The sequence below is a fragment of the Brevibacillus sp. HB1.2 genome (assembly GCF_013332495.1).
Taxonomy (GTDB): domain Bacteria; phylum Bacillota; class Bacilli; order Brevibacillales; family Brevibacillaceae; genus Brevibacillus; species Brevibacillus porteri.
Map to the genome: position 1 here is coordinate 1 of NZ_JABMIU010000008.1, position 18,987 is coordinate 18,987.

At 48.6% G+C, this 18,987-nt stretch carries 19 protein-coding genes; 3 read left to right on the forward strand and 16 right to left on the reverse strand.

Annotation, left to right across the window (positions count from 1 at the left end; genetic code table 11):
• Both HPY28_RS18375 and HPY28_RS18380 read right to left on the reverse strand, forming a co-directional pair.
• Positions 1-2,766 (reverse strand): alpha-helical endospore appendage domain-containing protein (locus HPY28_RS18375; RefSeq protein WP_483297553.1); only part of this gene is annotated, 2,766 nt, incomplete at its 3' end.
• A 443-nt stretch (positions 2,767-3,209) separates the two neighbouring features.
• The gene (locus HPY28_RS18380; protein ID WP_174231112.1) at positions 3,210-4,298 is read right to left on the reverse strand and encodes a glycosyltransferase family 2 protein; all 1,089 of its coding nucleotides are present in this window, start codon (positions 4,296-4,298) and stop codon (positions 3,210-3,212) included.
• Between the two features lie 150 nt (positions 4,299-4,448).
• Between HPY28_RS18380 and HPY28_RS18385 the strand changes: the two genes are divergently transcribed.
• From HPY28_RS18385 to HPY28_RS18395, 3 genes are all read left to right on the forward strand, one after another.
• Complete coding sequence (locus HPY28_RS18385) at positions 4,449-5,552, forward strand: glycosyltransferase family 2 protein (RefSeq protein ID WP_174231113.1); 1,104 nt, start codon at positions 4,449-4,451, stop codon at positions 5,550-5,552.
• Positions 5,549-6,433 carry a glycosyltransferase family 2 protein gene (locus tag HPY28_RS18390; protein WP_174226219.1) on the forward strand — a complete coding sequence of 295 codons (885 nt, stop codon included), beginning with the start codon at positions 5,549-5,551 and terminating at the stop codon, positions 6,431-6,433. Before HPY28_RS18385 ends, HPY28_RS18390 begins: the two co-directional genes overlap by 4 nt.
• Positions 6,434-6,745: 312 nt before the next feature.
• Positions 6,746-7,249 carry a S4 domain-containing protein gene (locus HPY28_RS18395; RefSeq protein WP_174231114.1) on the forward strand — a complete coding sequence of 168 codons (504 nt, stop codon included), beginning with the start codon at positions 6,746-6,748 and terminating at the stop codon, positions 7,247-7,249.
• Positions 7,250-7,294: 45 nt separating this feature from the next.
• Here HPY28_RS18395 and HPY28_RS18400 read toward each other — a convergent pair whose 3' ends face one another.
• The 14 genes from HPY28_RS18400 to HPY28_RS18465 form a co-directional block, all read right to left on the reverse strand.
• A complete protein-coding gene (locus tag HPY28_RS18400; RefSeq protein WP_174231115.1) occupies positions 7,295-8,131 on the reverse strand; it encodes an N-acetylmuramoyl-L-alanine amidase in 837 nt (278 codons plus the stop codon).
• A 6-nt stretch (positions 8,132-8,137) separates the two neighbouring features.
• Positions 8,138-8,593 carry a phage holin family protein gene (locus tag HPY28_RS18405; protein ID WP_087348958.1) on the reverse strand — a complete coding sequence of 152 codons (456 nt, stop codon included), beginning with the start codon at positions 8,591-8,593 and terminating at the stop codon, positions 8,138-8,140.
• A gap of 99 nt (positions 8,594-8,692) precedes the next feature.
• Positions 8,693-8,830 carry an XkdX family protein gene (locus HPY28_RS18410; RefSeq protein ID WP_174231116.1) on the reverse strand — a complete coding sequence of 46 codons (138 nt, stop codon included), beginning with the start codon at positions 8,828-8,830 and terminating at the stop codon, positions 8,693-8,695.
• A 1-nt stretch (position 8,831) separates the two neighbouring features.
• Positions 8,832-9,257 carry a hypothetical protein gene (locus HPY28_RS18415; protein WP_174231117.1) on the reverse strand — a complete coding sequence of 142 codons (426 nt, stop codon included), beginning with the start codon at positions 9,255-9,257 and terminating at the stop codon, positions 8,832-8,834.
• A gap of 11 nt (positions 9,258-9,268) precedes the next feature.
• Complete coding sequence (locus HPY28_RS18420) at positions 9,269-11,893, reverse strand: hypothetical protein (protein ID WP_174231118.1); 2,625 nt, start codon at positions 11,891-11,893, stop codon at positions 9,269-9,271.
• Positions 11,893-12,201 carry a hypothetical protein gene (locus HPY28_RS18425; RefSeq protein WP_174231119.1) on the reverse strand — a complete coding sequence of 103 codons (309 nt, stop codon included), beginning with the start codon at positions 12,199-12,201 and terminating at the stop codon, positions 11,893-11,895. Before HPY28_RS18425 ends, HPY28_RS18420 begins: the two co-directional genes overlap by 1 nt.
• A 75-nt stretch (positions 12,202-12,276) precedes the next feature.
• The gene (locus HPY28_RS18430) at positions 12,277-13,104 is read right to left on the reverse strand and encodes a hypothetical protein (RefSeq protein WP_174231120.1); all 828 of its coding nucleotides are present in this window, start codon (positions 13,102-13,104) and stop codon (positions 12,277-12,279) included.
• Positions 13,105-13,926 carry a baseplate J/gp47 family protein gene (locus HPY28_RS18435; protein WP_174231121.1) on the reverse strand — a complete coding sequence of 274 codons (822 nt, stop codon included), beginning with the start codon at positions 13,924-13,926 and terminating at the stop codon, positions 13,105-13,107.
• The gene (locus HPY28_RS18440; RefSeq protein WP_017251826.1) at positions 13,914-14,348 is read right to left on the reverse strand and encodes a DUF2634 domain-containing protein; all 435 of its coding nucleotides are present in this window, start codon (positions 14,346-14,348) and stop codon (positions 13,914-13,916) included. Before HPY28_RS18440 ends, HPY28_RS18435 begins: the two co-directional genes overlap by 13 nt.
• Entirely contained in the window at positions 14,348-14,596 is a 249-nt protein-coding gene (locus HPY28_RS18445; RefSeq protein WP_069851855.1) for a hypothetical protein, read from the reverse strand. Before HPY28_RS18445 ends, HPY28_RS18440 begins: the two co-directional genes overlap by 1 nt.
• 3 nt (positions 14,597-14,599) lie before the next feature.
• On the reverse strand, positions 14,600-15,553 hold the full coding sequence (locus HPY28_RS18450; protein ID WP_173623834.1) for an XkdQ/YqbQ family protein: 954 nt from the start codon (positions 15,551-15,553) through the stop codon (positions 14,600-14,602).
• Positions 15,554-15,568: 15 nt separating this feature from the next.
• Positions 15,569-16,159 (reverse strand): hypothetical protein, encoded by a 591-nt coding sequence (locus HPY28_RS18455; RefSeq protein WP_174231122.1) that lies wholly within the window; start codon positions 16,157-16,159, stop codon positions 15,569-15,571.
• Entirely contained in the window at positions 16,156-18,360 is a 2,205-nt protein-coding gene (locus tag HPY28_RS18460; protein WP_174231123.1) for a hypothetical protein, read from the reverse strand. The genes HPY28_RS18455 and HPY28_RS18460 overlap by 4 nt, the downstream gene beginning before the upstream one ends.
• A 227-nt stretch (positions 18,361-18,587) precedes the next feature.
• Positions 18,588-18,974 (reverse strand): phage tail assembly chaperone, encoded by a 387-nt coding sequence (locus HPY28_RS18465; protein ID WP_173623837.1) that lies wholly within the window; start codon positions 18,972-18,974, stop codon positions 18,588-18,590.
• Between the last annotated feature and the right edge of the window lie 13 nt (positions 18,975-18,987).

Here is an 18,987-nt window from a genome sequence, read left to right on the forward strand (position 1 = left end):
AGTTGCTCCAGTTGCACCAGTCTCTCCAGTTGCTCCAGTCTCTCCAGTGGCTCCAGTCTCTCCAGTGGCTCCAGTCTCTCCAGTGGCTCCAGTCTCTCCTGTTGATCCGGTCTCTCCTGTTGCCCCCGTCACTCCAGTTGTCCCAGTCGCTCCCGTTGTTCCAGTTGCACCAGTTGCACCAGTCTCTCCAGTGGCTCCAGTCTCTCCCGTGGCTCCAGTCTCTCCCGTGGCTCCAGTCTCTCCCGTGGCTCCAGTGGCTCCGGTTGATCCAGTCTCTCCCGTTGCTCCGGTGGTGCCAGTGGTTCCAGTGGCACCGGTTACTCCGGTTGTTCCTGTTGGACCGGTCTCTCCGGCGGCTCCAGTCGCTCCCGTTGATCCGGTGGTGCCAGTTGCCCCAGTCGATCCGGTGGTTCCGGTTTCTCCCGTTGCTCCGGTGGTTCCAGTTGCTCCAGTTACTCCGGTCTCTCCCGTTGCCCCAGTCACTCCGGTTGATCCCGTAGTTCCAGTTGCTCCTGTTGATCCAGTCACTCCGGTTGATCCCGTTGCTCCGGTTGCTCCAGTCGCTCCAGTCGCTCCAGTCGTTCCAGTGGTTCCAGTGGTTCCAGTGGTTCCAGTGGTTCCAGTGGTTCCAGTGGTTCCAGTGGTTCCAGTGGTTCCAGTGGTTCCAGTGGTTCCAGTGGTTCCGGTTACTCCGGTCGCTCCCGTGGTTCCGGTCTCTCCTGTGGTTCCGGTCGCTCCCGTGGCTCCGGTCTCTCCCGTGGCTCCGGTCTCTCCGGTGACTCCGGTGACTCCGGTCTCTCCCGTTGCTCCGGTTTCTCCGGTGACTCCAGTCGCTCCAGTCGTTCCAGTCGTTCCGGTGGCTGCCGTCTCTCCAGTTGTTCCCGTGGCTCCTGTTGGTCCGGTCTCTCCGGTTGATCCAGTCTCTCCCGTGGCTCCGGTCACTCCCGTTGATCCAGTTGATCCAGTCTCTCCCGTTACCCCGGTGGCTCCAGTCTCTCCGGTGACTCCGGTGGTTCCAGTCACTCCAGTTGTTCCAGTTGTTCCAGTGGTTCCAGTGGTTCCAGTGGTTCCAGTTAATCCGGTCTCTCCCGTGGATCCAGTTGCTCCGGTTGATCCAGTCTCTCCCGTAGTTCCTGTTGCTCCTTTTGCTCCAGTCGATCCGGTGGTTCCGGTCTCTCCCGTTGATCCGGTGGTGCCAGTTGATCCCGTGGATCCCGTGGTTCCTGTAGCTCCAGTTGTTCCGGTCTCTCCCGTTACTCCGGTGGTTCCAGTCGCTCCAGTGGATCCAGTCGCTCCGGTTACTCCGGTCTCTCCCGTTGATCCTGTCGTTCCTGTGGCTGCCGTCTCTCCAGTTGTTCCCGTTGCTCCGGTTGGTCCGATCTCTCCGGTTGATCCAGTCACTCCGGTGGTTCCGGTCTCTCCAGTTGCTCCAGTTGATCCGGTGGCTCCAGTCGCTCCGGTTGATCCGGTTACTCCGGTCGCTCCGGTCTCTCCTGTTGCTCCAGTCGTTCCACTTGATCCGGTCTCTCCTGTTGATCCGGTGGCTCCGGTCGCTCCCGTTGTTCCAGTTGCTCCAGTGGCTCCGGTCTCTCCGGGCACTCCCGCTGTTCCCGTTGCTCCAGTCGATCCAGTCGATCCAGTTACTCCGGTCTCTCCGGTGGATCCAGTGGTTCCCGTTGGTCCGGTGGCACCAGTTGATCCGGTAGCTCCGGTCTCTCCAGTTGCCCCCGTCACTCCAGTTGTCCCAGTCGCTCCCGCTGTTCCCGTTTCTCCTGTTGTTCCAGTCGATCCGGTTAATCCGGTCGCTCCCGTTACTCCGGGCTCTCCCGTTGATCCAGTGGCTCCAGTCTCTCCCGTTGCTCCGGTCTCTCCAGTGGCTCCAGTGGCTCCGGTGACTCCGGTCTCTCCAGTCGTTCCGGTGGTTCCAGTGGCTCCGGTCTCTCCTGTGGATCCCGTGGTTCCAGTTTCTCCAGTATCTCCAGTGGTTCCGGTGGTTCCGGTGGTTCCGGTGGTTCCGGTGGTTCCGGTGGTTCCAATTGATCCAGTGGCTCCCGTTTCTCCAGTCGCTCCGGTTACTCCGGTCTCTCCAGTTTCTCCAGTCGCTCCGGTGGTTCCAGTGGTTCCAGTGGCTCCAGTACCTCCCGTTGATCCGGTGGTTCCAGTTGATCCCGTTACTCCAGTCGCTCCCGTGGTTCCAGTGGCTCCGGTTGATCCAGTTGAACCGGACGCTCCCGTTGCCCCCGTCTCTCCTGTTGCTCCGGTGGCTCCTGTCTCTCCGGCTGCCCCGGCTGCCCCGGTTGCCCCGGTCTCTCCAGTTACTCCCGTGGTTCCGGTGGTTCCAGTCTCTCCCGTCGGACCTCTCGCCCCGGTAGCTCCGCTTGGTCCCCTCGGTCCACTAACTCCTGTTGCTCCTGTTGCTCCCGTCGGTCCAGTTGGCCCTGTTGGCCCCGTAACCCTCTTTACCGGACATTCAGAAGCATCCAGCACCGCTTCCAGCTTCTGTTGCAAAAGCAGGTCTTGCTTTGTCGTTGCTTCGAGCATGTCCCGCACATTCTTGTTTAACGCGAGCAAATCCGAAATGGTGGCTCCTGGTCCAGATAGCCCGGGAATTGTCCCGAGTGCATACTGAATTTTTTCAGCTTCCGCATTTAAAATATGACTAAGCCCCAACTCTTCCATAGCTAAAGAAGACAACATTAAATTGAGCGCATCGTCACGCCCTATCTGAATAGTCGGGGTGATATTCGGTATATTTGGAAATGACATGATTCTCCTCCTCTTTGAAAAGGATGTTTCCCCTCCCTCATGAGTTGTTACACAAGAAGCCGTGGCATACTGTTTTCCCAATCACCTGAAAAAGTATTGGACAAAAAGAATGGCACTTACAGACAACTACGAGAAAATAGAAGGAGAAAGGAAACCGTTGCTCATTCATTAGAGGAATCAATGCGAGGAGTAATCGTTATTGAAGTGCTTTACGAAACCATAAACGGGGTCTTTGTTTTCATTCATCCTCTTCCTCCAAAAAAGAAGCCATCCCCCTTAATCTAAAAAGGGATTCCAACAAACTGACATGCAGCTCTTACCAGTAACGGATGGAGAATCTCCTTCTTTAATCAACGGGGATCGATTCCATTTTTGTAGAGAAGGCCCGTGCAAATAACAATTTCCCAAATACAATACCTACAACCAAGAAGGAGTATAGCCATCTACTGTTCTACCCAATCCAGTTGCTCCAGTTTTGCAAAATAAGCTTCGTTGTACGCTACACTTGGATGCGTCGGGTAATACAGCTTTGCCATGTCGTGATGAATTTTTGCCTTTCGTTGATCCCCGATCCGATCGTAGCAGTAGCATAGTTGTATATGCGGCAGCCACGTCCATGCTGATTCATCTACCTTCCCCATGGAACCTTGTGGCCGCTCCAATAATGTCGCTTGCCGGTACCAATAAATGGCCTTCGGGAAATCCTGCTTCTCCACAAAAAAAGCCCCCATCCTGCAGCAAATCTCCGCACGCGGAAGGTCAATCGCAAGTGTCTTGGTCAAAGATTGAATCTGTTTTTCAGGTTGCTTCAAGTGAGCGTAACACTCTGACTGCTTCTGACACGCCCATATTTGATCCTCGATCCAACCCAAACCTCCGTCCAAAAACAACTGATACTGCTCAGCCGCCTCTTCGTACCTCGCATGATCGAACAATTCATTTGCAAAATAAAATTGGTCACGCGGATCAAAAACTTCGCCTTCTTCCTTGCGCCTTACATAGATTTGCAAATTCCGGTCTGTATACGGCTTATTTTTTTCGTGAGTAATGGCGATTTCACTGTGCAGAATTTCCCCCGCGACAGCCAAATACTCATGGACCGCCCCATGCCAAACAAAGTTACACTTCCGTCTGACGAGGCGATTTCTTCGCAAATAGTGAACGGGCTTCCCTCGCTCATCTACCATTAAGTGGTACGGCATCGAGATACTGTCGTAATCAAAATTGTCCAAGGCCTTCAGTGCTGCAAATCGTTCCCGATCCACTTCCAAAAGCACATCATCCGCATCCAGCCAAAAAATGTACGTCATCTTGGCTTGCGCAAAAGCAAAGTTACGAGCTGCTGAAAAATCGTCCACCCAGGTAAAATCAAACAGATGTGCACCATAGGTCAATGCAATTTCTTTGGTTCGATCGGTCGACCCTGTATCGACTATGATGATTTCATCCACCAAATCGTAGACCGTCGACAAGCATCGACCGAGTGATTCTTCCTCATCCCGAACGATCATGCACAAGCTAACCGTGAACATGCAGATCGCCCCCTCCCCAGAAAATCATTTTCTCAACATCCTATTTCCTTCCTTCCCCCTTTATGTATCCGTACTTTCATAACCATCACCTCGCACGAATATGGTGTAACAATATGTTCTGACAACACCGAAAAGAAGGTGATCATCCGAATGAGCCCGCCTCTCCTTTCCCTATGCATGATCGTCAAAGACGAAGCAGACCAGATCGAAGCTTGTCTGTCCAGCGTGCATATGGTGGTAGACGAGATCATTGTTGTCGATACAGGATCAACCGATGGTACACAGGATATTTGCCGGAAATACGGAGCGAAAGTTCTGGAGATTCCTTGGGAAAACAGCTTTGCGAAAGCGAGAAACGCCGGATTGCAGGTTGCCAAGGGAGAGTGGATTTTATGGCTGGATGCGGATGAAATCGTACAGGAAGAAAAAACGGGGGTGCTTCGTCAGGCTGTGAGTGCGAGCAAAGGCGACGCCTTTTTTATGAAAATGATCCATTACACTGGATCGCAAAAGGTGCAAGCTTCGCACCACTCCGCCTTCCTCTCCGGGCAAATCCGCTTATTTCGTAACAAAAAAGGGTTCCGATTTGTGCGAGACATTCACGAAGTGCTTCAATGGCCGACCACCGTTTCTAGGGATCTCGCCGTCCCTTTGCTACCTGTACATATCCACCATCTCGGATATACGGAAGATGCCGTTCAACGAAAACAAAAAGCTTTGCGCAACTTGAGGCTCTTACGTCACGAAAGAAAGCAATCCAAACAAGACCCATGGTGCGATTACCATCTTGCAAACGAATTTTTTCGCGCTAAACAATTGGAGCATGCATTTACACTAGTGAATCAAGCAATAAAAGGCTTTTTGACCACCAAACAACCTCCCCCGTCTATTTGCTACAAGCTGAAATTCGATATTCTTTTCCAGCATGGCAGTATGCGCGGAGCATGGCCGGGGATTGCACGAGCTATTCAAATCTACCCCAATTACGTAGACCTTCATTTTTACAAAGGCGTTTTCCTGATGGAGCATGGTCTGTTTGCCGAGGCGATAAAGGCTTTCGAGTATTGCTTAGAGATCGGGGACAATCAGTGGGAGCATTTTAGTGAGCAAGGAATGGGGAGCTTTTATGCTTTTCACTTTTTGGGACGATGCATGGAGCGCATGGGTAAGGCACATGAATCCCTTGTCTACGATTACACAGCAAGCTCCCTGCATGCTTCGCACTTCGCACAAAAGCGAGAGGTGGTGCTATGAGCGTGAAAACAAGTGTGCTAATCGGAAGTCCAGTTTGTCAGAAACCAGATGTTCTCCGGATGTTTTTGTTTTCGTTAGAAAGGCTGTCGACCTCAAACTTGACGTTGCACTATTTGTTCGTAGATGACAATAACGATCCACTTTCGAGCAAAATTCTTCAAAACTTTGCAGAAAAACACACGGGACAGGTCGACATTATCCCCGCTGCTGGCAGCCTGCATCCTTACACATGCGATGAAACGACCCACTACTGGAGCGACGCACTCGTCTGGAAGGTCGGTGGATTCAAGGACGAAATGATCGCCCGCGCCAAACACCATGATTACGACGCCCTCTTCCTCATTGATTCGGATTTGCTTCTCCAGCCAACTACTTTGGAAGTTTTGCTCGCTTCTGACAAACAGATCATATCTGAAATCTTCTGGACGAGCTGGACACCAGATACTGTCCCCGTCCCACAGGTGTGGCTCAAAGACGAATACACCCAATTCGAATGCGCACGCCATGAACAAATTTCCTTAGAAGAACAATACTTGCGGAAGTACGCTTTCTACGGACAACTCCGTGTCCCCGGCGTATATGAGGTAGGTGGTTTAGGGGCTTGCACCCTCATTCGCAGAAAAGCGCTGCAGGCTGGTGTCAGCTTTAAGCAAATTCCAAATCTGAGCTTCTGGGGCGAGGACCGTCATTTCTGCATCCGGGCTCAGGCTTTGGGTTTGTCCCTTTTTGTGGATACACACCATCCCGCTTTTCATCTCTATCGGGAGAGTGACTTTGCGGAAGCGCGAACCTGGATGAAGCAAATCTACGGCTCCGCTCCTTTACGCGTCAAAACCACTCGCTCTCCTGTCGTCAACAATACAATCCCCCTTGGAAACTAAACCATTATATGGTATATTCATTCCACGTCTATTTGGATGGAAAGGTACGGTAACTACGTATGCCAACAACAACTTTGTAATGGCCTAAAAAACTGGATAGCTGGCCCTTCGGAAAACAAACTGTTTTTCGCACAGGTGCAGTCTGCCCTTTTTTCCCATTACAAAGGAACGTAACGAAATCTGTAGGTGGTTATCCTGACGGAGGTTCGCTATGGGGAATCTCCGTTTTTTTGTGTCCAAAAACAGGCCTGCCCTACAGGACATCCAAATAGCAGGTGCGTTCCTTTCACTTTTTACACGAGGTGAAGGATCATGCATACCATCGAGCATACGTGGGTATTACGTGAAAATCATGAAAATCAGCCAGTGCGGCGACATTGCAGCAATTGCGGGCGAATCGTTCTCTTTTTCGATACCAACATCCGCCGCCACAACGCTAACGGCAAAAACATCTATCGCTTCGCTATCTATAAATGCGAAAAAAATCATACATGGAACGAAAAGCTAGCCATCTACAAAGCCTTTACGGATCATCGGGAGGTGCCAGATACGGAGTTTAGTGAAGAAATCGCGCCGCTGCCTACTCTCCCCTTGCATGAATACCAGGAAAAGGGCGTTCAGGAAGTGACGATTCGGATTGAGCGCGCAGAAGCTCGGTTCAGACTCGACAAGCTGCTGTCTGAACAGATAGAAGGCTGGAGCCGCAGCGAGATTGTCCGCAAGATCAAGGACGGGCATATTCGTCTGAATGAGCAGGAGACGAAGCCAAGCGCTGTATTGAGTGCAGCGGATATCATTCAAATTTTGATTGAGTAAAAGTATGTATAGAAAAGTCGCAGACGGGATCTGCGGCTTTTTCTTTTATTTCTTTAATACGACCATTTTTCTCGACTCGTCCCACTCCACTTGCAATCCAAGTAAGGCAGCCAGCTCTCTTGTTTTCGCAAAAGTAGTTCCCTCGTCGTTTACATAGGAGACTTCCTGTCCGTTCACGGTCACTTTTTGCGTGGAAGGCTCCCATTCCACTGCTCCACCCACTGCCTCCGCAATCATTCGGATGGGTACATAGGATACATCATCGATTAATTTTCCAGTGGAAGTAAGTGTCAGCTCAACTGCGCACTTATCCACATCAGGCTGTGGTTTTTGTGGATAAGCTGTGAGAAACCTGTGGACATCCTGTTGAAACTTTGCCCATGCGTCCTTCGCTGACATTCCCGTATATGTTTGAGCGGTCGTATTGACGACAAAAAAGGCCGGACAGTTTTTCCCCGTAATGTCGTAATGACGCCACAGGTGCTCGACTCCCCAGCCATGTCTTTTTAAGATATCCGCAGTCAGTCCCACTGTTTGCTCGTACATTTTCTCATAGCTTCCATCTGCATTGACGCACATTTCAATCCCAATCGTGCAGTTGTTCGGGTAGTTGCTCAATTTGCTCAAGGCGGCCTGTGAATAAGTTTTCGCCCCGACGTGGTAGCCCATCTCGTCCTCGGGGAGGCAGCGAATGATTTCTTTGTCATCCACGATGTAGTGTGCGCTCGCGACTGTCGTTGGTCTGTTGAAGTAGTTTCGGTTGGCGGCGGCATTTGCACCGCTGCGTTCGTTAGCCGTCCAGTGGATGACGACTCCTTTTGGGACGATTTTCTTTTTCGGGCGGGAATTTTCGTTGGTCAGAAGCATCTCGGTGATTTTCATAGTTTACTAGGACTCCTTTCGTTTGGCTCGCTCAGCCTTTGCCTTGATTTCGGCACTGACTAATTTCTCGACGGATTTGGGCATCGGCCAGCCTGCGCGGTGGGCATTGGCGGTTAGGCTTGTCCAGGTGTGGTAGATGAGGCCGAAGGTGACGCCGTAGAATAAGAAGCCTGGTGTACCCATGACGCGGTCTAGGAGGTTGGCTACGGCTGGTAGGGCCATGAGGAATAGAGTGCGTGGGATTCGGGACAGGCCGTAGTCGGATGAGTAGGATTGGTCTTTTTTGGCGGCGGAGATGCCTGTGATCCAGTCGAGGGCGATTAGGAAGAAGAGGACGATTAGGATGTCTTGGCGGTTGGTGCCGTATAGATAGTGAAAGGCGGGCGACACGATGGCACCTGCTGTTGTCGCCCAGGCGTTTGCTGGGGTTGCGATGCTTTCTAGGCTGTGTAGGGATTTCATGGTGTGTCTCCTCCTTTAGTTGGTTGTGAAATAGCGATAGCCTCGCTAGGAACGAGGCTATCATTTTTATTTGGTTACAATAAAAACTCTATTGCACGCTTAGCGCGTATACGATTGACCTGTGATTGTCTTAAACTCTTCTGCAGTAATCTTGTTGAATGAAACAACCTGTTTGAGCTGAGCAGCATTTGCCCACCCGCGATCATAGTAATATTTCCATTTTTGAAAGTCTGTCATTCTACAGTCCTCCTTGAGATAGTCTTTGTTCAAGACCAGTGATGGATTGGCCTAGAACGTGATTGTCATCTTGCAATTGAATAATTTCTAAATCCTTCTTCGCCAACTGCTGTCCGAGTACCTCATTGTCAGTCTGCAATCGCATGAAATGCAGTTCCTTCTCTACCATCTGCTGCCCGATAATTTCAAGTTCTGTCGGCGGGACCAGCTTGCTTTTGATTGTATCAATCTCCTGTTGTGTTAGACCTTCCACCCACTGGTCACCGTTCCATTTGGGTTGGAAAAAGCCTTCAGGGATTTGTGCAGTAATGATATTGTCTCCTAAGGAAATTTGACGAGAATCGTGCTGCCTTACTTGTTCAGCATCAAAAAGGACGGGCTCTAGAAAGACCCCGTCTTGACTGATTTTATTTACTTGTATTAGCATGAGTTACCTCCCTATTGTTCTGCACGGAATGTAATTCCGTCCAATGACAACCAAGAATTACCACCCGTAGAAACAACAATATATCCGTTACTACCGACTTCAATACTAGAAAAGACGATACTTCCGTTATAACTCGATGCTGAGAAGTAATGACTAACATTGGGACGATACCCTGCTGGTAGTTTAAACGCTGGCACAGTCCCTCCTACAGTACCGCCCTTTATCATTCCGCTTAGATGAACGATCCCAAAGTCATCCTTGAAGTAACCAGCACTTGAATAGCCAACGCCATAATTAACCCAGCCATTCAACAATACTGGAGCAATCCATTGCCCCTGCTGTTTGCGGGCATATGTCGTTTCAACAACAGACAGCCGAGTTTTATTGTCTGATACTTGCTGCACAACTTCATTCAAAACTGACTTGTCACTGGTCGCGTATTGGATAGATGCTTCTAGGGCCGTGCCTGTGAATAGGTGCTTGTCCAAGTTAACATAGGTTACTTCGTATACTGCGGTTGGATCGTAGTGGGCATATTGTATCGTTGCATTTGCTCCTCCATTTGCTGTTGATGATCCTAAGTAGTTTGAGTAGAGGGTCCATTGATTGTCGACCTTACCGTTTTTGTATATAAACAATATCTTGTTCGTACGATTTTTAAGATTATTTGAAACAGAGCCAGAACTAGATCCTGTGTTTATCTGAGCATAATCCAGCTCATTTCGAACAATAGGATTTGCTCTTTCTCTAACAATCACACCCTCAGCCAGTTCCACCAAGTTCTGTCCTTCGTGGAATGATAAACTGCCTTCTGCTATGATCGGCTCCTCAACAGATTCTGCAAGTTGGTAGGTGAGCGTTGCCCATCCCTTCCAGTTTGGTGCTTTGTTGGCTGAAACGTAAGCCAGTGTTTGGGTTGGTGCATCAGCATTATCAAGGATTGACTTCCAAGCTGTAGGCTTTCCGTTCCCGTCTACCGTTTTGGCTTTCCAGCCGTTCATAAGAGCTTGAATTTCTTGTTGAGTGACGCTCGTATAAGTTTCACCCCAACCTGACTCGGTGTCGGAGATTGAAAGCCAAAGTGCTGCATTTGTATTACCAGCTTCAATGCCAAGGTTAATGCAATCAGCACTCGGAAAAATACCGATATCTTGCGTCATTAGAACCTTTCCGTCATATTTTACTGCTCTTTCCCCGATATCTCTTCCTAGAAAGAAGTTATTTAACCTGATTTCTTTGTAGCCTGTTCCGTCTGCACTAACTTGCCACGGTAAATTACCATCCAACGCCATATCTTTCTTAAACCGATGCATCTGAAACAACTGCCCGGATCGCTCGAATAAGGAGTCATACACCGTTCCAGCAACGTTCGAAGCAAGCTTTGTTTGCAAGTACAGGTATTCGTCATTTTGTGGTTCGAATGGTCTAGCGATCGACCCTAGTTCAAGTTGCGGGTTGGTGAATGTGAATGTACCTACTCCATAGTTAGTACAATGAACCCGTATATAAACTGAGTTGGCTGGAGACGTGATCGTTATAATTTCGCTGGTTCCTGTAGGTTGCGAGTCGTACTGGAGTAATCTAGTTCCATTCTTATCGAAAAACCACAAACTATGGTAAGGACGAACTGTTGAGGAGACGTACCCTGTAAAGTTATCACTGAAAGTATAGATAGTATCGGGCAGGGCAGGTATATCCACATAGGCACCTTGAAAGTTTGTTGTTGCATCTAATTGCAACTTATACGGCTCAACCACTTTCGCATTAGCGTTCATGGTCCATTCCGTGAACGGAGGCAACAGGTTTTTGCCATGCTTCTTGATTACTGGGTTTTGTAAGTGCTGCACGGAGTCAACATATGGAAATTTCTCGGCAAGCTTTTTGCCTGTATACTCGGGGTCTATATCTATTTTGTCATATATACTTTTGTCGATTTCAAAGATACGGAAACCGTCAAAGTACGCTGTCTCGTTATCATCTGCTGTAACGATGCCCCATACCCTAAGTGCATCAGCAGTTACAAGGTCTGTAGGCGCTATTTTCACATAGGTTGGTTGGAAATTGTACTGGTCAAGAATATGATTACCGTCCTTGTAGACAGAGCCATCGACTCTGAATGAAGCCTTAATAAAAGTTCTGTCTGCTGTACCAGTCTTAGTGTCAACCATTGCAAGATGGTACTTAGTTTTGTTCACTCGTTCTAGCAAGTCACGGCTGTAAAATCCACCCGTAGACTTGCTACCGTAGTCAGTAATAACATACTTTATGCCACTAGTTCCGTAGAGCTTGTTCGCGGTGTCTAAAGAAAGCATGATAGATACAGACGTTTTTGTCCATGCTGAGATATCTTCACAATTCCCATCATTACCGAGTAAGTTAACAAGCGTTCTCCCTTTTATGTTTAAAACATTCACCGGAGTGGCACGGTCAGTCGTCAATACTTGAAGTCCATGTTTTAATGTGTTAGTCTGCTGAGCTGTACTACTAAATTCGTCTAGGATAGCCTGCTCCGTATTAGCAATCTTTCTCAAGAAATCATTGAAAAGTTGAGGAGTCGCCATTGTCGGGTGCGAAATATCCTCGCTTACAAGCTCAATCCGCCCTGTAAGTTTCATTTTATCCCCTTGATATGACATCAGATCAACTCCTCCCAGTCATAATAGAATTCTTCGTTGGGACTGATTGTTTTTAAACCAAACGTCTGTATAGCTAGCGCATTCCCTTGATCATCTACAATCGCAGCCTCACTGAATGCATTCCCCGGAATTTTGTCACGAATCAGTTTTACTGAGAACCGAACAACCCCGTCAGCAGGATATGACTTCCCCTCTATTGGCAGTGTGACTACTCGACGAAATAGGTCGGACTGCGTTGTGGAAATTGGCTTGTCTTTGCTAACATTGGACGGATCATGTCCACCATCACCAAATGCTAAACTAATCACTCTCGGGAATACTCCGTCGCCGCCAAGTGCTTTCGCATAACTATTTCTTGCGTGTAGTGTTGTTATTTGAGCCATCTAAACTATCACCATCCTTTTTGTGCAAATGCCATCTTTACGGCGTATTTGTATGCGTGATTTGCTGTGACCACCTGTAGAGGTCTCCTCAATCGTAAGTGGTGCTCCGACAATGCCTTGGATTGCCCAAGAACTATCAATCGGTAGTCGTTTAATCGGGTAAAGCTCATTTTCTCCCCAATCTGTTGTAACCACTTGTCTTACTTGTCGCTTGATAACGAAATACTGTCGGTTACGGTGATAAATTTCTCTTCCAGAAAGAGACCATGTGCCATCAAGAGGAACAGTTCCGTCTAGTGGGAAAACAAAAGGACCAGGAAACTTCGCACGTGACAATATACGAAGTGGTAAACTGCGTCTGAGATTTAAGGGTATCTGATCAAAAACAGAAAATACTGCTCTGTTTACATGAACTGGACGAAGCTGCTCGAAGTCTTCACGTAACTGGTTGATGAATACTTGCTTAGTATTGTAAAACCGGAACAAGACTTCTTTTTTTAAGAAGTCCTCATCAATGCTAGATAGATTACCAGCCTCTTTCCCCAACTCTCGCAATACTCGTAACGTGAACCTCGCCTTGCTCAAGTTTTTCATACGAATTGCAGCTCGTCGCTCCTCGTATGTCCCTGTACGGATGTCTCCAAAATAAATCCAATCCCAGGTATCCAGTCCCCAGGTTGCATATGGAAGTAGAAACTGTGCCGACCATTCATGAATTTCCTCGCACAAATAATCTATTTCCCCGCCCATTGCCTCGAAATGAGTTTCTGCTTCTTTGTTTTCATACCAATAAATTGGCAGCTTCTCTCTATACCGAATTGGTATCATTTACGTCACCACCAAAGAGAGACTTGCCACTGCATTAGTAGGTTTAATAATATTTGTTGTTCCGCCATTTAATGTGTAATTCGTGAAGTCACTTACCCCATCAACAAAAAAGAACGAACCGATTTGTTGATACACAATCGAGTTACGTCCTTTAAGATAGTTTTTAATGCGATTTGAAATAAGATCAATGGCTGCTATGCGCTTAGAATCATCAAGCATTAATAATTTTACAGAGACTTTGACAGCAAAAATAGGAGCCGGATGGGACTTTAAGTCGTGCCCTGCCATTCGCTTATCATCCCAAAGCAATCCAGTTACGCTATCTGCAAAGTCCTGCGTTACTGGTTGGCCTGCTAGATCAGTGAGATAAATATCAATTGAAACATCGTTTCGTTCTTTTTCAATTGCGATTGCACCACCCACACCTTCAATTTCAAGGGCCCACGACTCATAGTCTTTGCATCGACCGTTTCCTTCCTCCGTTCTTTTCTTTTCCAAAATACGTTGTCTATAGGATTCCTCGTCTTCCCCCTCTTTTATATCGACTCCTTCTTCGTAACCATGTGCAATCAGAAAGTCGCCATCTGCCCACACTACAAACGCTTGAAGAAATCCATATTCTTTGATCTGCTGTTGCTCTGAAATTTCCTCTGCCAGAGGATACCATAGGTCATAGAAGATTTCCCCTTCGTCTGTTGCAGGTGGCGCTTCCCCCTTTGCCTGTGCATAAGCAGTAGCACGATTGACAATCCGTTGATAAATCTGATCCGGTGTCTCCCTTAGCAAAGGCATTTCCGGTTTTGGCGGTCTTATCGTTGCCATGCATCCACCTCCATTCTCGTCGAACCACGCATCCCGGTAATCTCCACATGCAAAATAACCCGATTTCCCTCAAAGCGGATATCGAGTACCTCCGCATGCTCAATCTCACTGTGCGCCTCCAACGCTTCTTGCACCTGTGCCTTAATCACAGACAAGGACAGCGCAGACCGCATTCGCCCTTTGCCAGACAAAAAATCCACACCATACCGCTCCGAATAGATCGCATAGCGAAACCGCCGTGTATGGAGGATCTTTTTCACCGTCTCCTCCAAGTACTCCACGTATGTCTTGGTGCGCAAATATCTGCCGTCTGGTCCCTGCCTCAACTGCTTCGTTTCCCAATCGAACCGATATGTCCACGGAATCGGCAGTTCGGTTCCTTGCGCCAATATCTCTTCTCTCCCTTGCAACTGCGGAAACATCATTCCACCACCCCAAGCAGGAGGTATTGCTCGTTGGTGCATCGCAACAGGGCTACTTTTTTGCCCACATCTTCTGGCTTTAATTGGGCAGAACGCAATGCCGACAGCTCATACGGCTCCAAGGGTGTCGGGTCCTCGTCGAGCTTTACAGACAAGGGCGAGAACGACAAAAGTTTGCCGAATTCCCCTTGCGTATTCTCGATGCCGTCCTGTGCGTGCCCTCGCAGTTTTGCGATAACCGAATGCATCTCTTACGTCCTCCTTTCCAATTGGAGATCCATTGTGTATTGACCGCCCTGCCAACGCGCTTGGCAGCTAGTGACGATCCAATCTGTAATAGTTTTATTGTCTTTTTCCATAATCTTGATGAGCCAGCCCGCACGCAGCCTTGCTGCATTTTCATCCTCGTGCCTAACCGAAATGGACCTTGTCTTGGGGATTTTGGACAACTCCGCGAGTTGCTTGGCTGCCAATCCGGCCACGTTTTTGTCCTCTCCTGCATCGATGACTTTTTGCATGCGTCCTATTTGTTTGACCAGGCTATCATTTGATTTCGTTGCACTGCTCACGACCCGATCATCCCGGTAACGCTCCACTGTCACAACGGTGTATACATCCTCGATACTCTCTCCCGTCGAGCTGCTTGTGAGCAAGCTCGCCTTGAACATCGGGATGATGCTGTTTTTCCCCTCGGGGAGTACCGTCAGTTTGTCTCGCTGGTATTGCACGAAATAGCGGATGCCTGTCTTTTCGTACGCTTGCTCGGTTAGCGAAGTAAAGAGAGACGTGTATGATTGGGACGAGATTCTCTCCTTCACCGTAAAGCCGAACGCCGGGCAGCTAAAATGGATACCTGCCGACTTGATGATTCGTGCAAGCTCTGTCCCTGCATCTCCATCCAGCTTGAGTCTGGAGATTTCGTTTTTTTGCAAATACCAGCCAAGTTCGTATGCTGTGGCCGATAGATCGCCTGTTCGATCGTCTCGGTCAAAACGAACGAGTGGACCATGGAAAAGCTGCTGGGATTCCTTGAGCTCTGCACCCGTAAAGAGCATCAAAAAACCCGCCGATTGCAACGGCGGGCCTTCCTTGATTCTCACATCACAATTTTGGGCGATTTGTCCTCTGGCCGAGGACCAGGAAAGCTCGGTAACGGCTGGGGTCAGGTCATAGCGGGTCTGTTCTTTTCCGTAAATGACTTTCATTTCGTCTGCCCTCCGTTACATTCTATTTTCTCTTTCTAGCTTTTCGTGAATCTCTCTTTTCCTGTCTTCCAACCTTTTACTGTCTATCCGTGGGGCCGCTTGCTGCTTCTTCGTCTTCTTGGCTACCTTCCCGCTCGTATTCGGACGAGCTTGCTGCTGTTTCGTGATGACCGCACCTGGGGATAGAAGCTGCGTCTGATTGCTCCACGTAATGAATTCATCTTTGACAAACAACGGTAGCTCAATCGAGCCGTGAAAATCGACGTTTTTTCCAAGAAATTTGCCGTCGCAAGGCCCAATGAGCACATTCCAAGCCAAATCAAGCTCATCTATAGTCAAAAGTGCTTCAGAGCCCGTTAAGCGATCCAATCCAGCAAGCCACTGTCTAGGCCCTTGGTAGCCTTGCACCTCGACATAGGGAGCCGTACTGTCTCCGGGTAAGATGAAGTCAAAAGAGATGGACTTTGGACGTCTGGAAGAGATGCGATTGCCGGACAATAACGTAATCGATGTCGAGCTTTCGATGTCGTTGCCATAGCCGCGAAACTGGATTTCCGCAGGAGTTACCGGAAACGTCAGCCTGTATTTGCCTTGTAGACGGATCATGTCGTTACCCCTCCCCTCGTCTCTATTGCATCCAGCAGGGAGCGCTCGATGATGTCCTTGATCCTCTGCGCGACAGATGGATCGCTGAGCATTTTTAACATGGTCGGGATATCTTGCAGTACGCCTTGTACGTGCAGTGGAATCGAAACTTGCGGAATAGCAATGGAGACAGGCTGCGGATTCCCAGTTGAGCTGCCAACAGGCGAGTGATTCGGAGCAGGAGGACCTGCTTGAATTGCTGGTTTCATAGCTGCAGATGGCGCAGGAGTCTTGTTCTGCCACCACGACTTGATCCCATCGTATAGGGCTCCACCCGCCGCTGATCCACCCATGCCACCAATAAGACCACCAACTATCCCCCCGATTGCTGTACCAATCCCAGGTAACACCGAACCAATAACTGCTCCAGTAGCCGCTCCCGCTGCTGCCCCTCCCCAGCCACCAAGTGCTTCTGCCCCTACTTGTGCTGCAGTATCCAGCTTGTTCGCTGAGCCTGCAATAGCTGTGACGCCTAATAAAGTTCCCAGAAGAGGAACCCTTCTGAGTCCTCCTTTCAGCAATTGTTTCCAGCCACCTTTGCTGGCAGCTTTACCAGCCTCAGCATGATTGCCGCCACTATCTGATCCGGGTTGATTTCCTGCAGAAGAGGGAGTTGGCGCACTATTTTGATTTTTGTTTTTGCCGTCAGTTTTCTCTGCTTCTTTTTGCGAATTACCGCCACCAGCGTCCGGTTGTTTTTTTCCTGCCGTAGAAGTTGTTGGAGCATTGTTTTTTGTTTTCCCGGCTTGTCCTTGGGGACCACCACTATTCGAAGCAGATTTTTCTCCTGTTGGAGGGCGGCGATCCGGAGAACTTTTTTTCTTTGATTTCTTTTTAGAAGAAGGGCTTTGTGTGCCATCGCAACAACAGCAGCAGTCTTTTCCACCAGTCGCTTCTTGAGGAAACTTTTCTTTGGTTGTCCGAAGATCTTTGATTTTTCTCAGTTGAGATATTATATGGTACAGAGCACTGCCAAGGATTAGTAATCCTCCGGTAAAAATCGCAGTACTTTTTATCGACTCGTCCAAAGAGTTAAACGAGCCCATTACTCCTTCAGCTGCTTTCGAAATCCCTGTATTTATCCCAGACATTTGTTCTGCGTACAGAGTCGCGATCTCCATGGCCTCGTTTCTCGCCATCGCTTGTGCCTGCCCGGGTTTGAAATAAACATCGTTCTGTGCAGACAGTTGATGTGCATTCACCGCTGCATTTCCGACTTTATATTCGCTCTCTTTCCCCTGTTCCGGCACAAAATCCCCTGTAGTCATATCTCTTACTTCTCGCAGAACCTTCGCCATGTCATCTCCGGCATCGCCTGTCAAAGTATCGAATGCACGTTGTTGTAAAGTCTTATCCTGGATGCTAGAAAAAGTCATCAGGAGTTTTCCGAGGGCGATATTTATTGTTTCTTTCTCCCCCGTTGCGAGACTTCGATTCAGCGTTGCTATATCTTGGGCGGCCTTAGCCTTTGCATCCTTCTTATTTTGAGCCTTGTAATGCTTCTCAAGGATTGTGGCAAGATCACCACTGTCTGCCATCTTCATTGCATTCTCTTGTAAAGCGCCATACGTTTTAAAATCATTCAAAAGCTTTCCCATTGAGACAAAAGTAGCGGCCATTTTTTCAGGCGTATTCAGCAATTTGCCATTCTGAAGGTTGAAGTGAGCCATGGATTCCACAAATTTTCCGGTCGCGGCTCCCCCTCCCAAGTTGCTTAAATGCTGAACGGCGTTTGACTGCCTAACGGTACTATCAACTCCAGTAGAAAACTCAATGGAGCTCATCATTTTCATGATTTCATCTTCCGTAAACCTCGTCGTGTTTTTCAGCATGCCTGCTTTTTCTGCATACTTTAAACCATTGGTTGCATGCACAAGTTCGGCTTTGGCGATGAGGACGTATGCTTGATCTTTCTTTATATCAGGATTGAGTTCACGTATGGTTATGGAAGTCTCTTCTACCTTCAGGAGTTGCTCATTACTTTTGCCACCAATTTCAAAAAGCGTCTTTTCTCTTTCAGTCGCCTGAGCTTCTTGGGCAACCGAACTCAGCGTTGTTCCAAGAGACTTTTCGATCATGGGAGTTAGTGAGCCCAGGAGTCCTTTTGCGAAACCGTCATATTTACCTACTAAATCAAACGTTTCCATCATTGTTCCTGCCATTCTTTCACCTCCTTGTCCTCCCAGATGTCTACACCCAGCAGAACCCGAAAAAAGCCGGGAGACCTACCCCCCAGCTCTTTCCTCGTCCTCCGCCTCAATCATCTGACAAGCAAAAATAAACAGCTTCTGCTTGTACAAATCGACTTCGTACTCGAGTAGATCCGACGGGCGGCCTCTGCCTTTTAAAAAGGCACGGCAAATATGCCAGGCCTCGCCGTCAGATCGGATTAGTTTTTTGCTTCTTCAATAGCTTCTTCTTCCGTCTGGGTTGCATTGACTTCACGGACCGCATTGAGCAGCTTGGTGTATCCCTCTGGATTGTCGCGGAAAATTTTCTCGACGAGCTCATACTTGGTGCCAACCTTGTACGCTTTCTTGAGCTCTTCCTGATTCCAAGGAAAATCGTGCTCAGTGGCCTTCACCAATCGGGCATCGTTGTACAGGAACCAATCCGTTTTCTCGCCTTTGTCAGCCATTCGTTCGCACTCGCGCAGCTCGGACAAATTCAGTTGGCGAACCTTCCATTCGTCACCGTCGATGGTTACGGTGATTTCTTTTCGCGAAGTTTGTTCATTGGCTTTGGCCAAAAATTTCTCGAGTTTGTTTTTGTTCATATGCAAGCACTCT

What these genes read in the sequence shown, in the direction of transcription:
- HPY28_RS18430 (WP_174231120.1), bottom strand. Translation starts at nt 13,104, where the DNA reads ATGATACCAATTCGGTATAGAGAGAAGCTGCCAATTTATTGGTATGAA.
- HPY28_RS18420 (WP_174231118.1), bottom strand. Translation starts at nt 11,893, where the DNA reads ATGTCATATCAAGGGGATAAAATGAAACTTACAGGGCGGATTGAGCTT.
- HPY28_RS18450 (WP_173623834.1), bottom strand. Translation starts at nt 15,553, where the DNA reads ATGAAAGTCATTTACGGAAAAGAACAGACCCGCTATGACCTGACCCCA.
- HPY28_RS18395 (WP_174231114.1), top strand. Translation starts at nt 6,746, where the DNA reads ATGCATACCATCGAGCATACGTGGGTATTACGTGAAAATCATGAAAAT.
- HPY28_RS18380 (WP_174231112.1), bottom strand. Translation starts at nt 4,298, where the DNA reads ATGTTCACGGTTAGCTTGTGCATGATCGTTCGGGATGAGGAAGAATCA.
- HPY28_RS18385 (WP_174231113.1), top strand. Translation starts at nt 4,449, where the DNA reads ATGAGCCCGCCTCTCCTTTCCCTATGCATGATCGTCAAAGACGAAGCA.
- HPY28_RS18440 (WP_017251826.1), bottom strand. Translation starts at nt 14,348, where the DNA reads ATGTTTCCGCAGTTGCAAGGGAGAGAAGAGATATTGGCGCAAGGAACC.
- HPY28_RS18405 (WP_087348958.1), bottom strand. Translation starts at nt 8,593, where the DNA reads ATGAAATCCCTACACAGCCTAGAAAGCATCGCAACCCCAGCAAACGCC.
- HPY28_RS18455 (WP_174231122.1), bottom strand. Translation starts at nt 16,159, where the DNA reads ATGATCCGTCTACAAGGCAAATACAGGCTGACGTTTCCGGTAACTCCT.
- HPY28_RS18410 (WP_174231116.1), bottom strand. Translation starts at nt 8,830, where the DNA reads ATGACAGACTTTCAAAAATGGAAATATTACTATGATCGCGGGTGGGCA.
- HPY28_RS18400 (WP_174231115.1), bottom strand. Translation starts at nt 8,131, where the DNA reads ATGAAAATCACCGAGATGCTTCTGACCAACGAAAATTCCCGCCCGAAA.
- HPY28_RS18435 (WP_174231121.1), bottom strand. Translation starts at nt 13,926, where the DNA reads ATGGCAACGATAAGACCGCCAAAACCGGAAATGCCTTTGCTAAGGGAG.
- HPY28_RS18460 (WP_174231123.1), bottom strand. Translation starts at nt 18,360, where the DNA reads ATGGCAGGAACAATGATGGAAACGTTTGATTTAGTAGGTAAATATGAC.
- HPY28_RS18415 (WP_174231117.1), bottom strand. Translation starts at nt 9,257, where the DNA reads ATGCTAATACAAGTAAATAAAATCAGTCAAGACGGGGTCTTTCTAGAG.
- HPY28_RS18445 (WP_069851855.1), bottom strand. Translation starts at nt 14,596, where the DNA reads ATGCATTCGGTTATCGCAAAACTGCGAGGGCACGCACAGGACGGCATC.
- HPY28_RS18465 (WP_173623837.1), bottom strand. Translation starts at nt 18,974, where the DNA reads ATGAACAAAAACAAACTCGAGAAATTTTTGGCCAAAGCCAATGAACAA.
- HPY28_RS18390 (WP_174226219.1), top strand. Translation starts at nt 5,549, where the DNA reads ATGAGCGTGAAAACAAGTGTGCTAATCGGAAGTCCAGTTTGTCAGAAA.